The following is a 20,398-nucleotide window of genomic DNA, read 5'->3' as shown; positions in this document are numbered from 1 at the left end:
ATATATATGTGTCCAGATTATTGGGTACACATCACTATTGGTCAACCCTTAATTTTTTTCTCTTATTTCTCTCGCTTTTCTTACTACATAATAATTTTCATTGTATTTTAATAATAAATCAATATATTTATTTGCTTCTTCTTTATTTTCTTTTAGTACTTCATTACAAAGATAGAAGTAATAATTAAATACTTTTGAACACTCTACTATATTATCATTTAATTCTTCTTTAAAGTTATCAGCCGGTTCTTTTAAAACTAGAACTTTATATATATTATCTAATTTATTATTATACATTTGAACAGCTTCTTGATTTTTACTAACTGTTTTCACAAGTTGTTTTTTTAATTCTTCTAAATCAAATTCTTTTTCAGTAAAAATATTTAACATAAATCTAGTATAGTGATACCATATTTCAGTTCCTCTTAAGGCTCCTCTAATATAACCTGATTGAGTAAGTTTTACTTTTGATAAATATTCTTCACTCTTATCAAAGTTACCATAGATAAGCTCAACTAGTGCCATATAGTTATAATATAGGCTATTTCTAGTTAATTTTTTATTTTTATATTGTTCATGCATAAAATCCATAAAATCAGCTAATTCTAAATCATTTAATAACCTTAGTGCAATTAAATTTTCAATTTTTTGTCTTTTCGTGGCAAAATAAACAACTAGTATTAAGCAAACTATTACGAATATAATAAAAGCTACCGTATCACTATACCCTAGCGTCATTTGAGTGAAACCCGCTGCAAAAAGAAACACAATATATACAAGGATAAAATTATATACTAGACTAGTTTTTCTTTTTTGCAAGGTTTTAAAATCATATTTATCTTCTAATTTTTCATCCAAACTTTTCTTCCTCCTACTCATATCAATTTTTGTACATATTCTATTATAAATTTAATATTACAAAAATACAATATTAACATGCATTAAATTAATAAATTAACTTTTTAAATTAGATATAAAACTACTCTACTTTATATTTTTGTGGTATAATTATAGGACAAATTGCTGAATTTAATATTCAGTGTGTACGTAGGCAATAGTTTATATTTAAATATTTCTATTAACTATAACAATAACATTTAAACATAACAAAAAAATTTTTATTAGGAGATTTTTTATGACAAAACAAAACATAGGAATCGTTTATGGTGGTAAGAGTGCTGAGCATTCTATCTCACTATTAACTGCAAAATCAATTATTAACGCAATCGATAAAGAAAAATACAATGTTTTTCCTATCTTTATCTCATTAGAAGGAAACTGGGCTAAAGGTGAACAAATTAAATCTGAAATCAAAGATCAAAATGAACTAAGATTTACTAACTTTAATAGTGATATTAGTAGCTTATTATTCGAAGATGGTCGTAAATTTGATTTAGTATTCCCTGTTCTTCACGGTCCTAATGGTGAAGATGGTACTATCCAAGGTTTCTTAGAAATTATGGATATTGCTTATGTAGGAAACAACGTACTTTCTAGTGCCTCTGGTATGGATAAAGTAGTTATGAAGCAATTATTTGCGGCATACGACCTACCTCAATTACCATATACACACTTTATTGAATATACTTGGAAAAAAAATAAAGAAGCGGTTGTTAAAGAAGTTAATGATAATCTAAAATATCCTGTTTTCGTTAAACCTGCGAACCTTGGTTCTTCTGTAGGTATTAGTCGCTGTAACGATGAAGCGGAATTAGTTAAAGGTATCGAAGAAGCATTAAAATTCGATAAAAGAATCGTTATTGAGCAAGGTGCTGTAGGGGCAAAAGAAATAGAAGTAGCTGTACTTGGATACAACGAAGTTAAAACTACAGATCCAGGTGAAATAGTTAATATTTCTACTACAGAATTCTATGACTATGAAACTAAATACACTGATGGTCAATCACGTATGGATATCCCTGCACCAATTGATCCAAATCTTTATCCAGAATTCAGAAAAATGGCTGCAACAGCATTCCGTGCAATTAGCGGATCTGGTTTAGTTCGTGCTGACTTCTTCTATACAAAAGAAGGAGAAATCTTCATCAACGAAGTTAACACAATGCCTGGATTCACTCCATTCTCTATGTTCCCATCACTATGGGCAAATATGAACGTAAGCTATCCTGAAGTAATCGAAGAATTATTCCGTTTAGCTATAGAACGTTACGAAGACCGTAAAAACTTATTAACAGAAGAATAGGATTAACTATGAAATATTTAGTAAAAGATTTAGAACAAATACTTAACGCAAAAAAAGTAAATATAGTTGAAAACAAAGAAATCACTGGTATCGCAATTGATAGTAGAAAAGTTAAAGAAGGAGATTTATTTATTCCCTTCTTAGGAGAAAATGTTGATGGTCATAACTATATAGAGAGTGCTTTTGAAAAAGGTGCTGCTGCATCACTTTCTTTAAAAGAAGACTTTACTAGCGATAATAATATAATTTATGTAGAAGATAGTTATGTAGCTATCCAAGCTTTAGCTAAACACTATTTAGATAGTTTAAACGCTAAAATCATTGCAATTACTGGTAGTAATGGTAAAACTACTACTAAAGATATTATTACTGGTCTATTAGAAACAAAATTCAAAGTTCATAAAACACAAGGAAATTTTAATAATGAACTTGGTGTACCTATAACTATTTTAGCTGCACCTGAAGATAGTGAAATATTAGTTTTAGAAATGGGAGCTGATGGTTTTGGTCAATTAGACTTCCTATCAAAACTAGTAGAACCAGACTATACTGTAATCACTAATATTGGTGAAAGTCATATCGAATTTTTCGGTTCTCGTGAAGGTATTGCTAAAGCAAAATTTGAGATTACTAATGGTATGAAAAAAGATGGATTCTTCGTTTATAACGGAGATGAAGTATTGCTAAAAGATTTAGTAGATAAATCTAATATAGGAGCTACTTCATGCGGTGAGAATGATTATAACAATATAATTTTAGAAAACTACACTATTACTCGTAATCATATAGATTTCAAACTAAACCTTAGCGATGAAAAATTCACAACAAAATTAAAAGGAAAACATAACCTATTTAATATAATGTTCGCTACAGCTATTGCTGAAAAGCTAGGTTTATCTATCGATGAAATCCGTAAAGCAATAGAAAAAACATCAGAAATTACTCATATGCGTTTAGAAAGTATTCCTTATGGAAAAGACTCTCTAATTATTAATGATGCATATAACGCAAGCCCTACTTCTATGAAAGCTAGTGTTGATGTAGTTAGTGGCTTTGATGATTTTGATTATAAAACTCTAGTACTTGGTAGTATGTTTGAACTTGGTTCAAAAGAAGTACAGTACCACAGTGAAGTTGGAGAATATATCTCTAATAATTCAAAAGATATCGACTTAGTTATTTCTGTTGGTGACTTAGCTAAAAATATTACTGATAGCATAACTAACTCAGAAATTAAAAAATTACACTTTTCTTCTAACGAAGAAGTAAGTAACTACTTAAAAGAAAATAAACACGCTAATGAAGTAATTTTATTTAAAGCTAGTCGCTCAATGAAGTTAGAAAGTATTATTGAAGAGATAAACAAATAAATAAACTAAAAAGAAATATAGTTTTAAAACTATATTTCTTTCTTTTTATATATTACGAGCCCTACTATAATCCAAGCACATAGAATAATAAATGATGGTAATTTTAACACTGCTGGTGATAATGGGAATAAAAGTAAAACTATAAATCCTATAGATACTCCCAACGATAATAAGCATAAAATTTTTTCAATTTTATTAACTGAATAAATATAACTAACATAACTAACATATCCATAAGATACTGCAGCTAAAACACTAGATATATCTACTATGTAAAGTATTACTTCTCTTCCTATCCAAGGAGCTATTAAGCTAATACATGATACAAATACTATAGCATATGGGTACATCCCACTATCATTTTTTTCACTATATTTCTTATCCATTATCTTATTTTCAGATAAAGATGCTATCAGTTTACTACTTGCTAACATAAATCCATTTATTCCTCCATTTATAGCTGCCCATAATGCAACCAACATAAATATAAATCCTATATATCCTGTGGTAAGAATTACTGAATCTGCTACAGCCCAATTCGTATTTTTAGCTTCCATAGGCGAAAAAGAAAATCCAGCTATTAAATTTAATAAAGAATAAATAAGTGCTCCAAATACTATTGAGATAACTGTAATAACCGTTGCCTTCTGAGCTTTAAACTTCAATTCCTTTGCTACTTGAGGTATAACATCGAACCCTACAAATAAAAAAGGCACAATTGCAATAACAGAAGATATTTCTTTAAAAGAAAAAGTATAATTCTCAATATAGTTTTTCTTAAAATACGAAATATCACTTTTATATCCAACAAAAACGACTAGCACAAGAACTACAATTACAAGTAAGGTACTCATTATATTTTGCACAAGAGAACTTAAGTGCAAACCTCTTATATTTACAATAGAAAAAATGATAATAATTATACTCATTAAAATTATATCACTTATCCATACTGGATAACCTGCAATAGAATATAAATATCCAAAACTATATTTATCATTAAATATAACTTTAAACAATAAAACATACGCACTAGCATTTAACGGTATCATACTTAAATAACATAAACTAAGTGACCAACCAACAATAAAGCCATGCCCTCTTCCTAGATTATTTAAAGCATATGAAAATTCTCCACCTTCTTCAATATTATTTTTAAGCATTATATGATAAGCAAATTGAATTATTATTACTAATGCTCCACCTATAAAAAGTCCTAGAGTTGTATTAATTACTCCTGACTTACTTAAAAATTGTTTACCTGGTAAAGTAAAAGATCCCCAGCCAATTATTGACCCTATTACTAGAGAAAATACATCAAAATATCCTAATTTTTTTTTCATACATAGCTCCTTATTCAAAATCCTAGAAGTAGAATAAATACCCTACTTCTAGAACTTTTTTGTTATCTATAGTAAATTAAATCTATAATTTGTTACTATTGGTTCACGCCCTGTTGTAACATCATTGAAATATTCATACATTGATATACCTAGGAAAGAACCTGAAATATTTACCACATTTTTGAATCCCCTTAAATTCAGTTCTCTAACCATATAATAGCTTCTTTGCGAAGATAAGCAATGTATATACACTGGTTTGTCTTTTGGTATCTCATCTAGTCTATCTCTAAATTCACTTAATGGAATATTTAAAGCCCCTTTAATATGCCCTTCTTCATATTCTTCTTTCTCCCTAGAGTCAATAATACATGCTCCTTCTTCAACCAATCTTCTTACTTCACAAGTTCTAACTTGCTTATACTCTCCATTTAATAAGTTACAGGCTACTAATGCTGCCATATTTGTAGCATCTTTTGCAGTTGTAAAATAAGGTGAATAACACAATTCAAGCTCTTTTAAATCCTCTATATTAGCTCTATTCATAATCATTGCAGCTATGACATCTATCCTTTTATCTACCGCTCCTTTACCTACTGATTGTGCTCCCAATATTTGACCTGTCGGAACTTGGAAAATCAGTTTAAAATGAATCGGGTTAGCAGATGGTATTAATCCAACTTTATCTTTAGGGATTATATAGGCTACATCATAGTCAATACCTAATTTTTTACAATCTTTTTCATTAAGTCCGGTGCTTGCTGCATTATAATCAAATACTTTCACTACTGAGGAACCTATTACCCCAGTATTTCTATACGTTCTTCCATAAATATGATCTGCTACTGCTCGTGCCTGACGTTGTGCTGGTCCTGCAAGAGTTAAACGAACTTTTTTATTAGTAATAAAGTGTGTTACTTCTATTGCATCTCCAACAGCATAAATGTCAGGATCACTAGTTTGATAATGATGATTCACTAAAATCCCACCAGTTTCACCAAATTCTAATTCAGCATCCTTTGCTAATCCTGCTTCAGGGAGAACGCCTATTGCTAACACAACTACTCCTGCTTTTACTTCTTTGCCAGACTCTAAAATAATTTTCTCTTCTGCTACTTCAGCTAATTTTTCATTATATAATAAAGTCACTCCCTTATCATATATTTCTTTATTTAATACTTGAACTAAATCATAGTCAAGTGGAGCTAAAATTTGATCTGTTCCTTCTACTAAAGTTACATTTTTACCAGCTTCTCTTAAACTTTCCATAACTTCAAGCCCGATAAATCCGCCACCGATTACAGCTACATCTTCAATATTATTCTCGTCTATGTATTTTTTCAATCTGTCAATATCAACAACATTTTTTACTGTAAATACATTATCCCTATCTACACCTATTATTGAAGAAGGTCGAATCGCCCTTGCTCCAGGCGATAATATTAATTTATCATAGCTTTCTTCATATTCTTCTCCAGAGTCTACTTTTCTTATAGTAATTGTTTTTTCTTCCTTATTAATTTTCACTACTTCATGCTCAACTTTTACATCCAAATTATATTGACTTTTTAAAAGCTCTGGTGTCATTAAAATTAAATCATCTGCTGTAGGAACTACACCTGATAAATAGAAAGGTAGACAGCAGTTTGAAAAACTTACATGTGGTCCTTTTTCGAAAACTTGAATATCTGCAAACGGATCTAATCTTCTTATTCTTGCAGCTGCAGACATTCCACCTGCAACTCCCCCTACTACTAAATATTTTTTACTCATTTTAAAGTCCTCCTCTTATTAATAGTCAATTATTTATTTAAAATCTTTTCTATCTCTATGTCTTGGTGGAATTAAACAAGATTTTCCTTTAAATAGTTTTAATCCAGCAACAGCTCCTAATGAAATAGCAACCAAGAACACCCAACCTGAAATCGAAAAGTTAGGCAATGAAGAATATAGAGCCCCTATATTACAACCTTTTGCAAGACGAGAACCAAATCCCATAAATAAACCACCTAGCCCAAACAACATGGCGTTAGTTGAATTAAATTGTAGACTTAATTTAAATCTTCCTGCTAATAAAAATGCTAAAAATGATCCTACTACTATTCCTATATCGAGAATCACCCCAGCATCAGTAAGTATACCATGTGAGATTGCTTTATAAACAGAATCAAATGCTTTATCATTAAAATGAATTCCAAATAAGCCTAAAAACCAAACGGCAATATGTGTAAAAGCTGACGTTACCCCCCACGCTTTATTATTAAAAATCAAGTAACATCCAGATATGATAGCTAGAGTAAACGCTCCTGTTTTAAAACTCCATCTTTCCACAAATATTTTATGATATAAAGCCCATCCCCATGGTTTTACATCTAAATTATCACTAAGTTCTTTTTCAAAATCTTCATAATCTGATTCTGGATTTAAATATGTACCTTCTTGTTTTCGTTTATTCTCATATTTTTTAGCAAGAATATATAATAATAGTAGGCCTAATAAAGTGACTACTATAGCTCCAAAATAACCAAAATATTGAGGTAAATGACCACGGACTCCAACTTTCCCTATAGGATTTCTATCAATAACTTCTCTTAAAAAATGCCCAGGGATAGTTCCCAAGATAAAGAATGGAAATGCAATTAACGCATGCCCTTCACCTTCACCAAAATCAGCTAATGTTCCTGACGCACAACCTCCGGCTATAATCATACCTATACCAAAAACGAATCCACCTATAACAGTACCTATATTTGTCATAAATACATTCTGAGTACCTGGTATTATCGTTTCTCCATTTTTCGCTAAAAATGCTGGTAGAGCACCTTTTGTACTAGCAGTCCACTGAATAGCTCCATAAATTAATGTTATTACTGCAAAACTAATAAGTAGAGCTTTTGTAAGACTTCCTTCTCCTCTAACGTAAATTCTCTTTATCCCTCCAGCAAAACCAAATCTTGATCTAGTAAGCGTATATCCAAATCCCAATCCTGCTAAAAGACCGAAAATTAATTTTGGGGTATGTAACTTATATGCAAATAATACCATCAGTAGTAATATCACAAACCCAATAATTGGTTGAACTTTATTAAACTTTTTAGAAAATTCTCCAGTATTCATTTTTACAATCTCCCTCTATAATATTTTCATTAACTTTCCCCTTATTTTTTTGATTAAATATTTGCTCTTTTTGCTACAGTATTGCCTATGACACCTCCTAGCACTAAAAATATTAGGAATATCCATCCTGACAATGAAAAATTGGCTATTGGAGTATATAGTGCCCCAACATTACATCCATTAGCAAGACGAGTTCCAAATCCCATACATAACCCCCCTAAGGCATAAAACATCCCTAATTTAGGAGAGATTCTCCATTCTAATGATACGGTTTTTTTGAATATTTTTGCACTTAATAAATATAATAAGGCTCCTAAAAATATTCCAACATTTTGAACATTAATTGGGTGTTCAAAAAACGGTAATACAAATGGTTTAGCTGACATCTCTGTGAAACTTGATATTGAATCTGTCGATACACCAAACACCATTAGGAGTTTTCCGAACCATAATCCATAAGGAGTACTGGCACCCCAACCAGCTTTTGTTATACCCATTAACAATACAAATATCCCTGAAATAATAAACGCACCAGTTTTCAAATCCCAAGGTTTAACAAATAATCTATCATAATACCCTGTATACTCAATATTTTTTTCTCTACTTTCTAATTCTTTCTTACTCTCAAAATCTTGGACTTTCTCACTTAAAAATCCAACATAGGTCCCACTAGTTTTACGTTTATTTTCATATAAATTAGAAATATAGACGACTATTAAACATAAAATACCTGTAAAGATAACAGCTCCTAGATAACCCTGCATCCCATCAAATTTAAATAAATCTGGAAAATATACACCTTTTGTCCCAATTTTTGTTCCAGTTTCAGTTGAAAACCAACTCTCTGTAATCCAACTTTGTGTATTTTGAATTGGAAATCCAATAAATACTCCTAAGCAGAAAAATAATAAAGTAATCATTGCTCTTGGAAATGAGCTTGCTAAATCTGTTAATACTCCAGATGCACAACAACAAGAAAACGACATTCCAAAACCAAATAGTATTCCACCTAGAATTAATCCAAGATTAATTGGATTTACCCATAAATCAAACTTAGTCGCATCATCGTTAAAAAGTACTGCTGTAGAAAATAGTGATGTTAAAAAAAACATTAACATCAAAGTTCTCATTAATCTAGTAGAACCAGTGTTATATGCCCTATTAACACTACCTGCAAAACCCATATATGCTCTTGTTAAAACATACCCTAAGCTAACTCCTACTATCAATCTAAAAAACAACATATCTGTTGATAAATAAAATCTACCAAATAATAAAATTAATACTATAAGTATTAGTGATAAATACATTTCTACTCTTTTACTCATTTATTAACCTCCTTGTTATATAACACTTAACTTATATCTTAATTATAAATGCAAACTAATAAATTGTCAAGATTTTAAGATTATCATAGATAATATATTTTTATACTTTAATAATAAAATATCTATTCCCCATAATATTTTAAAATGTTTAATTTATCACTCTACATCTAATTTAATAAATATTCTTTTCATATATTAGTAAAATTTTTTATACTTACTATCTATTCACCCTATATTATATGTAATATCATGTATATACAATTATTTAACTTTTGATTAATTTTATTACAATTATTTTAATAACTTATTATTTTTTTGAAAATCATAAATTTTAGTTATCACTCAATACTTTAGTTTATTAAAAAAAATATTTTGATTTATTAATTATTATGCTATTACATAGTTTATATCATTAACTGTTGTCATCTGTATTATTAAAGAATATTTAATAAATACTATTTTTAAATTTTCACAGTATTTATTAAACTTATATCTGTTTCTAACATATAATAAGTATTTTTAAATTTATATATTATAATTTAATAGCATATTTATATAGATCTTAAGTCTTTCATTCCCTAAACTCTACTTTTCCAGTTTTTTAAAAAAGGCTTCACATATGTGAAACCTTTTTTTAATATTATTTTATTTTTCTTTTATTTTATTCGTTTCTTTCAATAGCCTTTTTACTTTCCTCAGGTAATTCTATTTTTACTTCTTTATTGATTTCCTCTAAAGAACCTTTATCTAGTGATTTTGAAGTTGAACCCTCAGTTTTAGTATGTAGCTCATATACTAACTTCTCTACATCATTAGTTTTCGTATTAAAAACATATTCTATAGTATAATCAAAATCAGAATACTTTACTTTCTTCTCAGTTTTTTTAGAGCGTTCCTCTTTAACCTTATTTTTCAGCTCATCAGTTTTCTTTAACCTGAATGTTACTTTATCACCATCTTTTGTTATATCCCAGTTATCTTTGTTATCTAATAAATTTAAAATTTCATCTTTAGTATTTAATGATTCTGTTTTGAAGCTAAGTACATGCTTGTTATCAGTTGGACCTTTCTTTTTAAACCAAGCAGAACCGTTATCAAGTTTTGTCTTAATATAGTAAACACCGTCTTTTATATAATCTTCTACTTCAGTATTTTTACTTGGAGTTATAATTTTCCCCTTCATTGCAAGTTCTAATGGTTCAAACTTTTCATCTCCGCTCATTTCATAACCATATGCTTTATCTGTATTATCACTAGAAATAGACAACATTATATGCGCCTTACCTGACTTAATTTCTTTAGTATCTTTCTTTACTTCTTGTAACATATTTTCAATATTTTGATTACTATCGGTACTTTCTGTATTTTGTGAACTCTGCTTGCTACAACCACCTAAAATTACCGTTAAACCTACCATGACGGCTAAAATTTGCTTTCTCATAACAATTTGACCTACTTTCTATTTAAATAAATACTGTGATTTTCAGTTTTTACTAAAATCTATTCTTTTTATTTCTTTAATTCTACTGCACTTTTACTTTCTTCTGGTACTTCAATTTTAACTTCTTTATTAATTTCTTCTAATGAACCTTTAATCGTTCCTTTTGTAGTTGAACCTTCTGTTTTAAAGTTTAATTCAGATACAATTTTCTCTATATCCTTAGTTTTCGTATTAAATACATATTCAATCGTGTAGTCAAACTCAGAAAACTTAACTTGTTTCGTAGTTTTTTTAATTCGTTCCTCTATTACCTTATTCTTTAACTCATCAGTTTTCTTTAACTTGAATGTTACTTTATCTCCATCTTTTGTTACATCCCAGTTATCTTTATTATCTAATAAATTTAAAATACCCTCTTGCATACTTATTGATTGATCCTTAAAGTTCAAAGCATGTTTGTTATCTGTAGGGACTTTTTCTTTGTACCAAACTGTTTTAGAAGCTATATTACTTTTAATATAGTAAACTCCATCTTTAATATAGTCTTCTATTTCATTACTTTTATCTCCCTGGAAAAACTTACCATTCATCTTAAACTCTAGTGGATCAAACTTTTCATCACCACTCACTTCATAACCCGAGCTACCCGCGGAACTGTTATTTTCATTTTTTATTGATAACATCATTGTTGCTTTTCCAGATTTTACCTCTTTAGTATCCTTCTTAACTTCTTGTAGCATACTTTCTGTACTCTGCGAACTACACCCACTTAACACTACAGATAGACCTAGCATTACACCTATAATTTGTTTTTTCATACCTTGTTTACCTACTTTCTTTTAATTTAATACTATTTTATTAATATCACTTCAATTATTTTATTTGCCCTCTTCAATGGCATTTTTACTTTCTTCAGGCAGTTCAACTTTAACTTCTTTATTAATTTCTTCTAAAGAACCTTTAGTTGTCGCTTTAGAAGCTGTTCCTTCAGTCTTAATAGTTATCTCATAAGCTAATTTTTCAACATCTTTAGTTTTCGTATTAAATACATATTCTATATTATAGTCAAAATTATAGTTGGACTCAGTAAATTTTGCTTCTTGCTTAATTCTATTAAGATGTATTTCCTTAACCTTATTCTTCAATTCATCAGTTTTCTTTAACTTGAATGTTACTTTGTCACCATCTTTTATTATATCCCAGTTATCTTTATTATCTAATAAATTTAAAGTTCCCTCTTGCATATTTATTGATTCTGATTTGAAGCTTAATGCATGATTATTATCCGTCTGACCTTTTTTCTTAGACCAAGTCGATTTACCTCCAATTCTAGTCTTAGAATAGTGTACTCCATCTTTAATGTAATCTTCTATTTCAAGACTTCTACCTAACCTTGTAAATTGACCATTCATTTTAAGCTCTAGTGGATCAAATTTCTCTTCTCCACTCATTACATAATTTATATTATCCAATGAACTACTATTTTCATCGCTTATTGATAGTACCATTGTTACCTTCCCAGACTTGATTTCTTTAGTATCCTTCTTAACTTCTTGTAGCATACTTTCTGTACTCTGCGAACTACACCCACTTAACACTACAGATAGACCTAGCATTACACCTATAATTTGTTTTTTCATACCTTATTTACCTACTTTCTTTTTTATACAAGAACTGTGTTTTTCTGCTTCAGTTCAATTGCACTTTTACTTTCTTCAGGTAATTCAATATTAACTTCTTTATTGATTTCTTCTAAAGAACCTTTAGTTGTTATTCTTTTATTTGAACCCTCACTTTTAGTTTTTAACTCATATACCAACTTCTCTATATCCTTAGTTTTTTTATTATATACATATTCAATCGTATAATCAAACTCAGAAGATTTTTTTTGCTCATCAACTTTATCATAGTGCGCCTCTATTACCTTATTTTTCAACTCATCAGTTTTCTTTAATTTAAATGTTACTTTATCCCCATCTTTTGTAACATCCCAATTATCTTTATTATCTAATAAATTCAAAATACCATCTTTCATAATTAATGCACGGTCTTTAAAACTATAAGCTTGTTTTTTATCTGTAGTCGCATTATCTTTAAAAAATAGTTTTTTATGACCTATATTAATCGCATTATAATACATCCCATCCTTAATATATATTTCAGTTTCATGGTTTTTATCTGCCCGAAAAGTCTTACCTATCCTCTTAAATTCTAGCGGATCAAACTTTTCATCGCCACTTTCCTCATAACCAGAGATATCTGATGAACCATTTTTTTCATTTTCTATTTTCATCATCATTGTTACTTTGCCTGATTTTACTTCTTTAGTATCCTTCTTTACTTCTTGTAACATACTTTCTGTACTTTGAAAACTACAACCACTTAAGACTATAGATAAACCTACCATTACGGCTAATATTTGTTTTTTCATAAGTTTATTTGACCTACTTTCTTTTTATTGGAAATATTTATTTTTATTTATCTTCTAACTTTCTTAAGTATTATATTTTTATTCAACAGCATTTTTACTTTCCTCTGGTAATACTATGTTAACTTCTTTATTAATTTCTTCTAATGAACCTTTTGATATTATTTTTGAATTATCATCAGATGCACCACTAATTTCATATGCTAACTTCTCTATGTCTTTAGTCTTCGTATTAAATACATATTCAATTGTATAATCGAACTCAGAAAACTTCACTGCTTTCCCATCATTATTTTTAACTGTCTTTAGGTATTCTTCCTCTACCTTCTTCTTCGTTTCATCATTTTTTTTCAACTTAAATGTTACTTTATCACCATCTTTTGTAACATCCCAGTTATCTTTATTATCTAATAAGTTTAAAATACTATCTTGCATATTAAATGCATTTTTTTTGAAATTGAAAGGCTCACGGCTACCTTGTGTAAGTTTACTTTTAGCCCAACGATATCTTGAACCAACACTAAATTTAAGATATTCTACCCCATCTTTAATATATATTTCTACATCAGAATCTTTACCGTCTTGTTTAAATGTACCCTTTAGATTATATTCTATTTGATCAAATTTCTCATCACCGCTAATATTATAACCAATAGGCTTATTAACTTTGTCTGTTGAAGACATTGATGTTGTAAGTTTACCAGACTTTATTTCTTTGGCATCTTTCTTTACTTCTTGTAGCATACTTTCTGTACTCTGCGAACTACATCCACTTAACACTACAGACAGCCCTAACATTACAACTAAAATTTGTTTTCTCATAACTTATTTACCTTCTTTCTATTTTAATAATTAGTGCGTTATTTTTAATTTTTTCCTAATTTATAATATTTTAAGCCAACATCTCAAGTGCTTTTTTACTTTCTTCAGGTAATTCAATATTAACTTCTTTATTGATTTCTTCTAGAGAACCTTTATTTGTTGCTTTAGATGTTGTACCTTCAGTCTTAGTGCTTATTTCAAAGTATAACTTTTCTACATCATTAGTTTTCTTATTAAATACATATTCTATATTGTAATCGAACTCAGAAAATTTTAAGTCTTTTTTTAGTTCCTTATTGTGTATTTCCTTAACCTTATTCTTTAATTCATCAGTTTTCTTTAATTTAAATGTTACTTTATCTCCATCTTTTGTAACATCCCAATTATCTTTATTATCTAATAAATTTAAAATATCATCATTCATATTTAATGATTCTGATTTAAAACTTAAAGCATGCTTGTTATCTGTTGATACTTTTTTCTTAAACCAAATAGCTTTGCTACCTACACCATTCTTAGTATAATAAACCCCATCTTTAATATAATCTTCTACTTCTAGACCTTTTCCTAAGCCTGAAAACTTACCATTCATTTTAAGTTCTAGTGGATCAAACTTTTCATCACCACTCATCTCATAACCAGTATTCCCTTTTGACCCTTCTTTTTCATCACTTAACGATAATGACAATGTTACTTTCCCAGATTTAATTTCCTTAGTATCCTTCTTTACTTCTTGTAGCATACTTTCTGTACTCTGCGAACTACATCCACTTAACACTACTGATAGACCTACCATAACGGCTAAAATTTGTTTTCTCATAATTTATTTACCTACGTTCTTTTTAAATTAACACTGTATTCTTTTTTTTATTACTTAAATTATTACAGTTTTAACTTCTCATTTCTTTTGCTTTTTTACTTTCTTCTGGTACTTCAATTTTTACTTCTTTATCGATTTCTTCTATTGAACCTTTAGAAATTATTTTTGATGTATCATCAGATGTACCACTAATTTCATAAAGTATCTTCTCTATCTTTTTAGTTTTCGTATTAAATACATATTCTATTTTATACTCAAATTCAGAAAATTTAACTGTTCCCCCATCATCATCTTCAACTGTTTTAAGGTACTCTTCCTCTACCTTCTTCTTCGCTTCATCATTTTTCTTCAACTTAAATGTTACTTTATCTCCTTCTTTTATAGCTTCCCAGTTATCCTTATTATCTAATAAATTCAAAATACTATCTTGCATATTAAATGCATTATTTTTGAAATTAAAAAGCTCACGATCCCCTGGTGAAAGTTTATTTTTACCCCAACGAGATTCACCGCCAACATTAAGCTTTAAAAATTTTACTCCATCTTTAAGATATAGTTCTACATCAGAGTCTTTTCCTACTTGTTTATATATTCCCTTTAACTTATATTCTGTTGGATCAAACTTCTCATCCCCATTTAATTCATAACCAATAGATCTATTTTCTTCATCTGTCGAAGACATCGATATTGCTACCTTTCCAGACTTTATTTCTTTAACATCTTTCTTTACTTCTTGTAGCATACTTTCTGTACTCTGTGTACTACATCCACTTAACACTACAGATAAACCTAGCATTACACCTATAATCTGCTTTCTCATAATTTATTTACCTACTTTCTTTTTAAATTAAAACTGTTTCTCTTTTATTATCATTTTATTTATAGTATTTTTATTTATCCATTTCGATTGCAGTTTTACTTTCTTCAGGTAATTCAATTTTCACTTCTTTATTAATTTCTTCTAATGAACCTTTAGATATTAAATTTGAAGATGTAGCATCAACTTTACCATTTATTTCATATGCTAACTTCTCTATATTTTTAGATTTAGTATTAAATACATATTCTATAGTATAATCAAATTCAGAAAATTTTACTTCCTCTTTTATTTTAGCTATCTTAATCTGTGACTTCTTAACTTTATCTGCCAATTCAGCATTTTTCTTTAATTTAAATGTTACTTTATCTCCATCTTTTGTAACGTCCCAGTTATCTTTATTATCCAACAACTCTAAAATACTATCTTCTGTATTCAGTGATTCTGTTTTAAAACTTAAAGCATGCTTATTATCTGTTGATCTTTTTTCTTTGGTCCAGATAGGGTTAACACTAACAATAGACTTAGTATAATCGACACCATCTTTACGATATCTTTCTACTTCTAGGCCTTTACCTACCCCTAAAAACTTACCACTCATCTTAAATTCAAGTGGATCAAACTTTTCATCACCGCTCATCTCATATCCGTCACCGCTAGATGAATCCTCATTTTTTAATATTAATGCTATTGATGCCTTTCCTGACTTAATTTCTTTTGTATCCTTCTTTACTTCTTGCAACATACTTTCTGTACTCTGCGTACTACACCCAGCTAATGCTACAGATAGACCTACCATAACGGCTAAAATTTGTTTTCTCATAAATTATTTACCTGCTTTCCTAATAGTAACTTTCCTTAACTATATTGCTCTTTAGGATAATATCCCTAGTAATTACTGCTAATACTAAACATATTTCTTAAGCATGTATTAGAATATTTTTGATATTTATCTATGTTACTCCCTAGCTTCTCTAGCAGTTTTACTTTCTTCAGGTAATACAACTTTTACCTCTTTATTAATTTCCTCTAAAGTACCTTTAGCTATAACTCTTGCACCTGAACCATACCTTTTTCTATTATACTCATATACTAATTTCTCAACATTTCTAGATTTTGTATTATATACATATTCCAAATTGTAGTCGAATTCAGCAAATATTTCATTATTATCAAATGCATGATCGTAAGCTAGTTGAACTAGTGCTTTCATATCATCATTTTTCTTCAATTTAAACGTTACTTTATCTCCATCTTTAGATATATCCCAGTTATCCTTATTATCTAGTAAACTTAGAATTTCATCATTCATATTTAGAGACATATCTTTAAAATCAAATACATTTTCATTTTTGCCTGGGGCCTTAGACTTTTGCCAAACTGATTTAGAACCTACAGTACTCTTAGTGTAATAATAACCATCCTTGATGTAATCTTCTACAATAATTTCATTACTATTTTTAGAAAATTTTCCTTTCAATGCAGCTTCTGTTGGTTCGAATTTTTCATCACCGCTTAGCTCAAAGTTAGTACCAGAGTTTGATTTTTCACCTTTTGCTAACATAGATATCGATACTTTTCCTGATTTAATTTCTTTAGTATCTTTCTTTACCTCTTGTAACATACTTTCTGTACTCTCCGTGTTTTTTGTACCCTGTTTAGCACAACCACTTAGTACCACCGTTAAACCCACTATAACGGCAAAGATTTGTTTTTTCATAACTTATTTACCTACTTTCTTTATTTTAGTAAAGAGATTTTAGGTTATATATCTTTATTTAATTTCTTCAATCATAATAATATTCTAATTTCTTAATATTTAAATTAAGATATTAAAATCAAAAATTTAAATAAAATTATAATAATAACAATAATAATATATATAATATTATTTTAATCAAATACTACTTTTTAAAAAGATACATAGTCTAAAAACTGTCCTCACTAAAAATATATATTTTAATATATTGTAACATATTTTCAGTAATTAGCAAACACGTATATTAATTTATAATTTAATAAAATTTATTTAAATAAGTATTCAAGTCTAATATAAAGCTAATCTTCTTTTTATAATTTTTTCTTTTTCAAAAAAACTTTTTTATGGATACTTTTCTTATATAAATATATAAAAAAGGTTCCTAGTCTAAAACTAAGAACCTTTTTACTTACTTTTAAATTACATATTAGCTATAGAATCCTGATACATCATCTGAAAGATCGATTAAGATATTTTTCATTTGTGAGTAGTGTTCTAAAATAACTTTGTGAGTTTCACGTCCGATACCTGATTTTTTGTATCCTCCAAATGGAGCATGTTCAGGAATTTGGTTATAAGTGTTAACCCACATTCTTCCTGTTTCTACGCTACGAGCAATATTAAGTGCTCTAGTGATGTTTTTAGAGAACACTGCTCCTGCTAGACCATATTCACTATCGTTTGCTTGTTCAATAACTTCTTCATCAGTTTTGAATTTAATAATTACAGAAACTGGTCCGAATACTTCTTCTTGAGAGATACGGCAACCATTGTTAACACCAGTAATTAATGTAGGTTTTACGAAAGCACCTTTATCACATCCATTTTCAGTGTAACGTTCTCCACCAACAAGAACTTCTCCACCTTCTTTTTTAGCAATTTCTACGTAGTTAACAATTTTTTCTGCTTGTTTTTCATCGATTTGGCTACCCATTTGAGTATTTGGATCTAATGGATCACCAATTTTAATTTTATTGAATCTTTCTTTTACTTTAGATACGAACTCATCGTAGATTCCTTCTTGAACAAAGATTCTTGAACCAGCACAACATACTTGTCCTTGGTTGAATAAGATACCAAGTTGAGCACCATCTAATGCTTTTTCGATATCAGCATCATCTAAGATAATGTTAGCTGATTTTCCTCCTAATTCTAATGTAGCTGGAATTAATTTTTCTGCAGCTGCCACAGCGATTTTCTTACCAATTTCTGTAGAACCTGTGAATGCTAGTTTATTTAATCCTTCATGATTTTTTAGGTATTCCCCAGATTTACTTCCACGTCCAGTTACTACGTTTAATACACCTTTTGGAAGTACATCTTTAATTAATTCAACAAATGTTAGTAAGCTTAGTGAAGTTAAGCTTGATGGTTTAATAACGATTGTATTACCTGCAGCTAATGCTGGAGCAATTTTCCAAGCAGCCATTAAGAATGGGAAGTTCCAAGGAATAATTTGTCCTACTACCCCGATAGGTTCTCTTAATACTAAGCTTAAGAGTTTTTCTTCTAATACAGTTGCTTGCCCTTCATCAGCTAAAATACAACCTGCGAAATATCTAAAATGTTTAGCACTTAATGGTACGTCTACAGCTTTAGTTTCACGTATTGGTTTACCGTTGTCTAAACTTTCTGTAGTAGCTAATAAATCAGTATTTTCATCAATAATATCAGCAATTTTGTTTAATAATGCTGCACGTTCACTTACTGTTGTTTTTTTCCAAGTTTTGAATGCCTCTTGAGCTGCTTCAACTGCGCGATTTACGTCTCCTTCAGTTGCATCTGGGAAGTTTGCTAAATATTCTGAGTTTGCAGGGTTATATGCTTTTAATACTAGTTTATCTTCTGAATCAACCCACTCCCCATTAATAAACATTTTGTAATTTTCTTTATTTAATTTACTCATAATTTTACGTCTCCTTATGCGTCTTATTTTCTCAAATATTAACACATTTATAAATGCGCTTCAATATTTATGCTCAAACGCTTACAACTATATGACAAATATTTTAAAATTTATTAAAGTTAACCCTTTTTAAATATATTCATAAGTTAACTTATTATCATTATAATCCCTTTAATATAAAAAATAATATATCAATATTTTTTGTATATTTTAATGTTAATTTTATAATTTCTATATAACAGAATATAAAGAAAAGACTTTAAAAATATAAATGTAATTTCAAAGTCTTTTCATCATTGTATTATTTTACTACTCTTACACGAGATTTTCTCTCTATCGGAGCTGGTTCACCTACTATTTCACCAAATGGCATTTGAGCGCGTAGTACTAAGTTAGTTGGAATATTCCATTCTTTAGCTACTCTTTCATCAATTACTGGGTTATAGTGTTGAATATTTGCACCTACACCTGCTTCCGCCAATGCATTCCAAACAGCAAATGATGCAATACCTGTTGATTGTTCTGACCATAATGGGAAGTTATCAGCATATGATGGGAATTGTTCTTGTAATCCTTTTACTACATCATGATCTTCAAAGAATAAGATAGTTCCATAAGCTGCAGCGAATCCATCAAGTTTTGCTTTAGTTGCTGCTTTTGCGTCTTCATTAGGTAAGAATTTACCTAGTTCTTCAAAAGTAATATCCCAAAGTTTTTGGTGGTTATCACCTAATAATACTACTGCATGAGCAGTTTGTGCGTTAAAGGCACTTGGTGAATATTTAACTGCATTATCAATGATTTCTAATACTTCGTTTTCTGCTAGGGGTAAATTTTTACCTAGTGCATATTGGCTTCTTCTATTTTGATATAAATTTTTTGCGTTTGTCATTTTAGATTCCTCCATTTTAGCTACTTGCTAAATTGATCTTTTTCTTTTATAATTAATATATATTAATATTATCATATACAAATAAATATACAAGTACGATTTTTTTGTATAGTCAGTATCTTTTAAGATAGAAATGGATTGTATCAATAAAAAAT

At 29.0% G+C, this 20,398-nt stretch carries 18 protein-coding genes; 2 read left to right on the top strand and 16 right to left on the bottom strand.

What is annotated here, in order from left to right:
* Positions 1 to 48: 48 nt before the first annotated feature.
* Positions 49 to 858, bottom strand: coding sequence for a hypothetical protein (locus T369_RS0100725; protein ID WP_031550383.1), 810 nt, complete (start codon positions 856 to 858; stop codon positions 49 to 51).
* Positions 859 to 1,135: 277 nt separating this feature from the next.
* On the opposite strand from T369_RS0100725, the gene T369_RS0100720 reads away from it, so the two are divergent.
* Entirely contained in the window at positions 1,136 to 2,203 is a 1,068-nt protein-coding gene (locus T369_RS0100720; RefSeq protein ID WP_031550380.1) for a D-alanine--D-alanine ligase, read from the top strand.
* Between the two features lie 8 nt (positions 2,204 to 2,211).
* Positions 2,212 to 3,573, top strand: coding sequence for a UDP-N-acetylmuramoyl-tripeptide--D-alanyl-D-alanine ligase (locus tag T369_RS0100715; RefSeq protein WP_031550377.1), 1,362 nt, complete (start codon positions 2,212 to 2,214; stop codon positions 3,571 to 3,573).
* Between the two features lie 29 nt (positions 3,574 to 3,602).
* On the opposite strand, the gene T369_RS0100710 is transcribed toward T369_RS0100715, so the two are convergent.
* The 15 genes from T369_RS0100710 to T369_RS0100640 form a co-directional block, all read right to left on the bottom strand.
* Positions 3,603 to 4,916, bottom strand: a complete 1,314-nt coding sequence (locus T369_RS0100710) for an APC family permease (protein ID WP_031550374.1) — start codon at positions 4,914 to 4,916, stop codon at positions 3,603 to 3,605.
* Positions 4,917 to 4,982: 66 nt separating this feature from the next.
* Positions 4,983 to 6,686 carry an FAD-dependent oxidoreductase gene (locus T369_RS0100705; protein WP_031550371.1) on the bottom strand — a complete coding sequence of 568 codons (1,704 nt, stop codon included), beginning with the start codon at positions 6,684 to 6,686 and terminating at the stop codon, positions 4,983 to 4,985.
* Positions 6,687 to 6,719: 33 nt separating this feature from the next.
* Entirely contained in the window at positions 6,720 to 8,030 is a 1,311-nt protein-coding gene (locus T369_RS0100700; RefSeq protein WP_031550368.1) for a YeeE/YedE family protein, read from the bottom strand.
* Positions 8,031 to 8,083: 53 nt separating this feature from the next.
* Positions 8,084 to 9,358 carry a YeeE/YedE family protein gene (locus T369_RS0100695; protein WP_031550365.1) on the bottom strand — a complete coding sequence of 425 codons (1,275 nt, stop codon included), beginning with the start codon at positions 9,356 to 9,358 and terminating at the stop codon, positions 8,084 to 8,086.
* Positions 9,359 to 10,019: 661 nt separating this feature from the next.
* Positions 10,020 to 10,799: a hypothetical protein gene (locus T369_RS0100690; protein ID WP_031550362.1), complete on the bottom strand. Its 780-nt coding sequence runs from the start codon at positions 10,797 to 10,799 to the stop codon at positions 10,020 to 10,022.
* Between the two features lie 68 nt (positions 10,800 to 10,867).
* Positions 10,868 to 11,617 carry a hypothetical protein gene (locus tag T369_RS0100685; RefSeq protein WP_031550359.1) on the bottom strand — a complete coding sequence of 250 codons (750 nt, stop codon included), beginning with the start codon at positions 11,615 to 11,617 and terminating at the stop codon, positions 10,868 to 10,870.
* A gap of 60 nt (positions 11,618 to 11,677) precedes the next feature.
* Positions 11,678 to 12,439, bottom strand: coding sequence for a hypothetical protein (locus T369_RS0100680; RefSeq protein WP_031550355.1), 762 nt, complete (start codon positions 12,437 to 12,439; stop codon positions 11,678 to 11,680).
* Positions 12,440 to 12,462: 23 nt separating this feature from the next.
* A complete protein-coding gene (locus tag T369_RS0100675; protein ID WP_031550353.1) occupies positions 12,463 to 13,230 on the bottom strand; it encodes a hypothetical protein in 768 nt (255 codons plus the stop codon).
* A 78-nt stretch (positions 13,231 to 13,308) separates the two neighbouring features.
* Positions 13,309 to 14,049 carry a hypothetical protein gene (locus tag T369_RS0100670; RefSeq protein WP_031550351.1) on the bottom strand — a complete coding sequence of 247 codons (741 nt, stop codon included), beginning with the start codon at positions 14,047 to 14,049 and terminating at the stop codon, positions 13,309 to 13,311.
* Positions 14,050 to 14,119: 70 nt separating this feature from the next.
* Positions 14,120 to 14,869 (bottom strand): hypothetical protein, encoded by a 750-nt coding sequence (locus tag T369_RS0100665; RefSeq protein ID WP_031550348.1) that lies wholly within the window; start codon positions 14,867 to 14,869, stop codon positions 14,120 to 14,122.
* Positions 14,870 to 14,939: 70 nt separating this feature from the next.
* Positions 14,940 to 15,689 carry a PH domain-containing protein gene (locus tag T369_RS0100660; RefSeq protein ID WP_031550345.1) on the bottom strand — a complete coding sequence of 250 codons (750 nt, stop codon included), beginning with the start codon at positions 15,687 to 15,689 and terminating at the stop codon, positions 14,940 to 14,942.
* A 70-nt stretch (positions 15,690 to 15,759) separates the two neighbouring features.
* A complete protein-coding gene (locus T369_RS0100655; RefSeq protein ID WP_031550342.1) occupies positions 15,760 to 16,509 on the bottom strand; it encodes a hypothetical protein in 750 nt (249 codons plus the stop codon).
* A 135-nt stretch (positions 16,510 to 16,644) separates the two neighbouring features.
* Positions 16,645 to 17,406 carry a hypothetical protein gene (locus T369_RS0100650; RefSeq protein WP_031550339.1) on the bottom strand — a complete coding sequence of 254 codons (762 nt, stop codon included), beginning with the start codon at positions 17,404 to 17,406 and terminating at the stop codon, positions 16,645 to 16,647.
* A gap of 466 nt (positions 17,407 to 17,872) precedes the next feature.
* Positions 17,873 to 19,351, bottom strand: a complete 1,479-nt coding sequence (locus T369_RS0100645; RefSeq protein WP_031550336.1) for an aldehyde dehydrogenase family protein — start codon at positions 19,349 to 19,351, stop codon at positions 17,873 to 17,875.
* Positions 19,352 to 19,652: 301 nt separating this feature from the next.
* Positions 19,653 to 20,243: a nitroreductase family protein gene (locus tag T369_RS0100640; protein ID WP_031550333.1), complete on the bottom strand. Its 591-nt coding sequence runs from the start codon at positions 20,241 to 20,243 to the stop codon at positions 19,653 to 19,655.
* Positions 20,244 to 20,398 lie beyond the last annotated feature (155 nt).

Source organism: Gemella sanguinis ATCC 700632, from assembly GCF_000701685.1.
GTDB lineage: Bacteria > Bacillota > Bacilli > Staphylococcales > Gemellaceae > Gemella > Gemella sanguinis.
The sequence above is the reverse complement of the archived record's forward strand: the minus strand, read 5'-3'. Positions and strand labels throughout refer to the sequence as shown.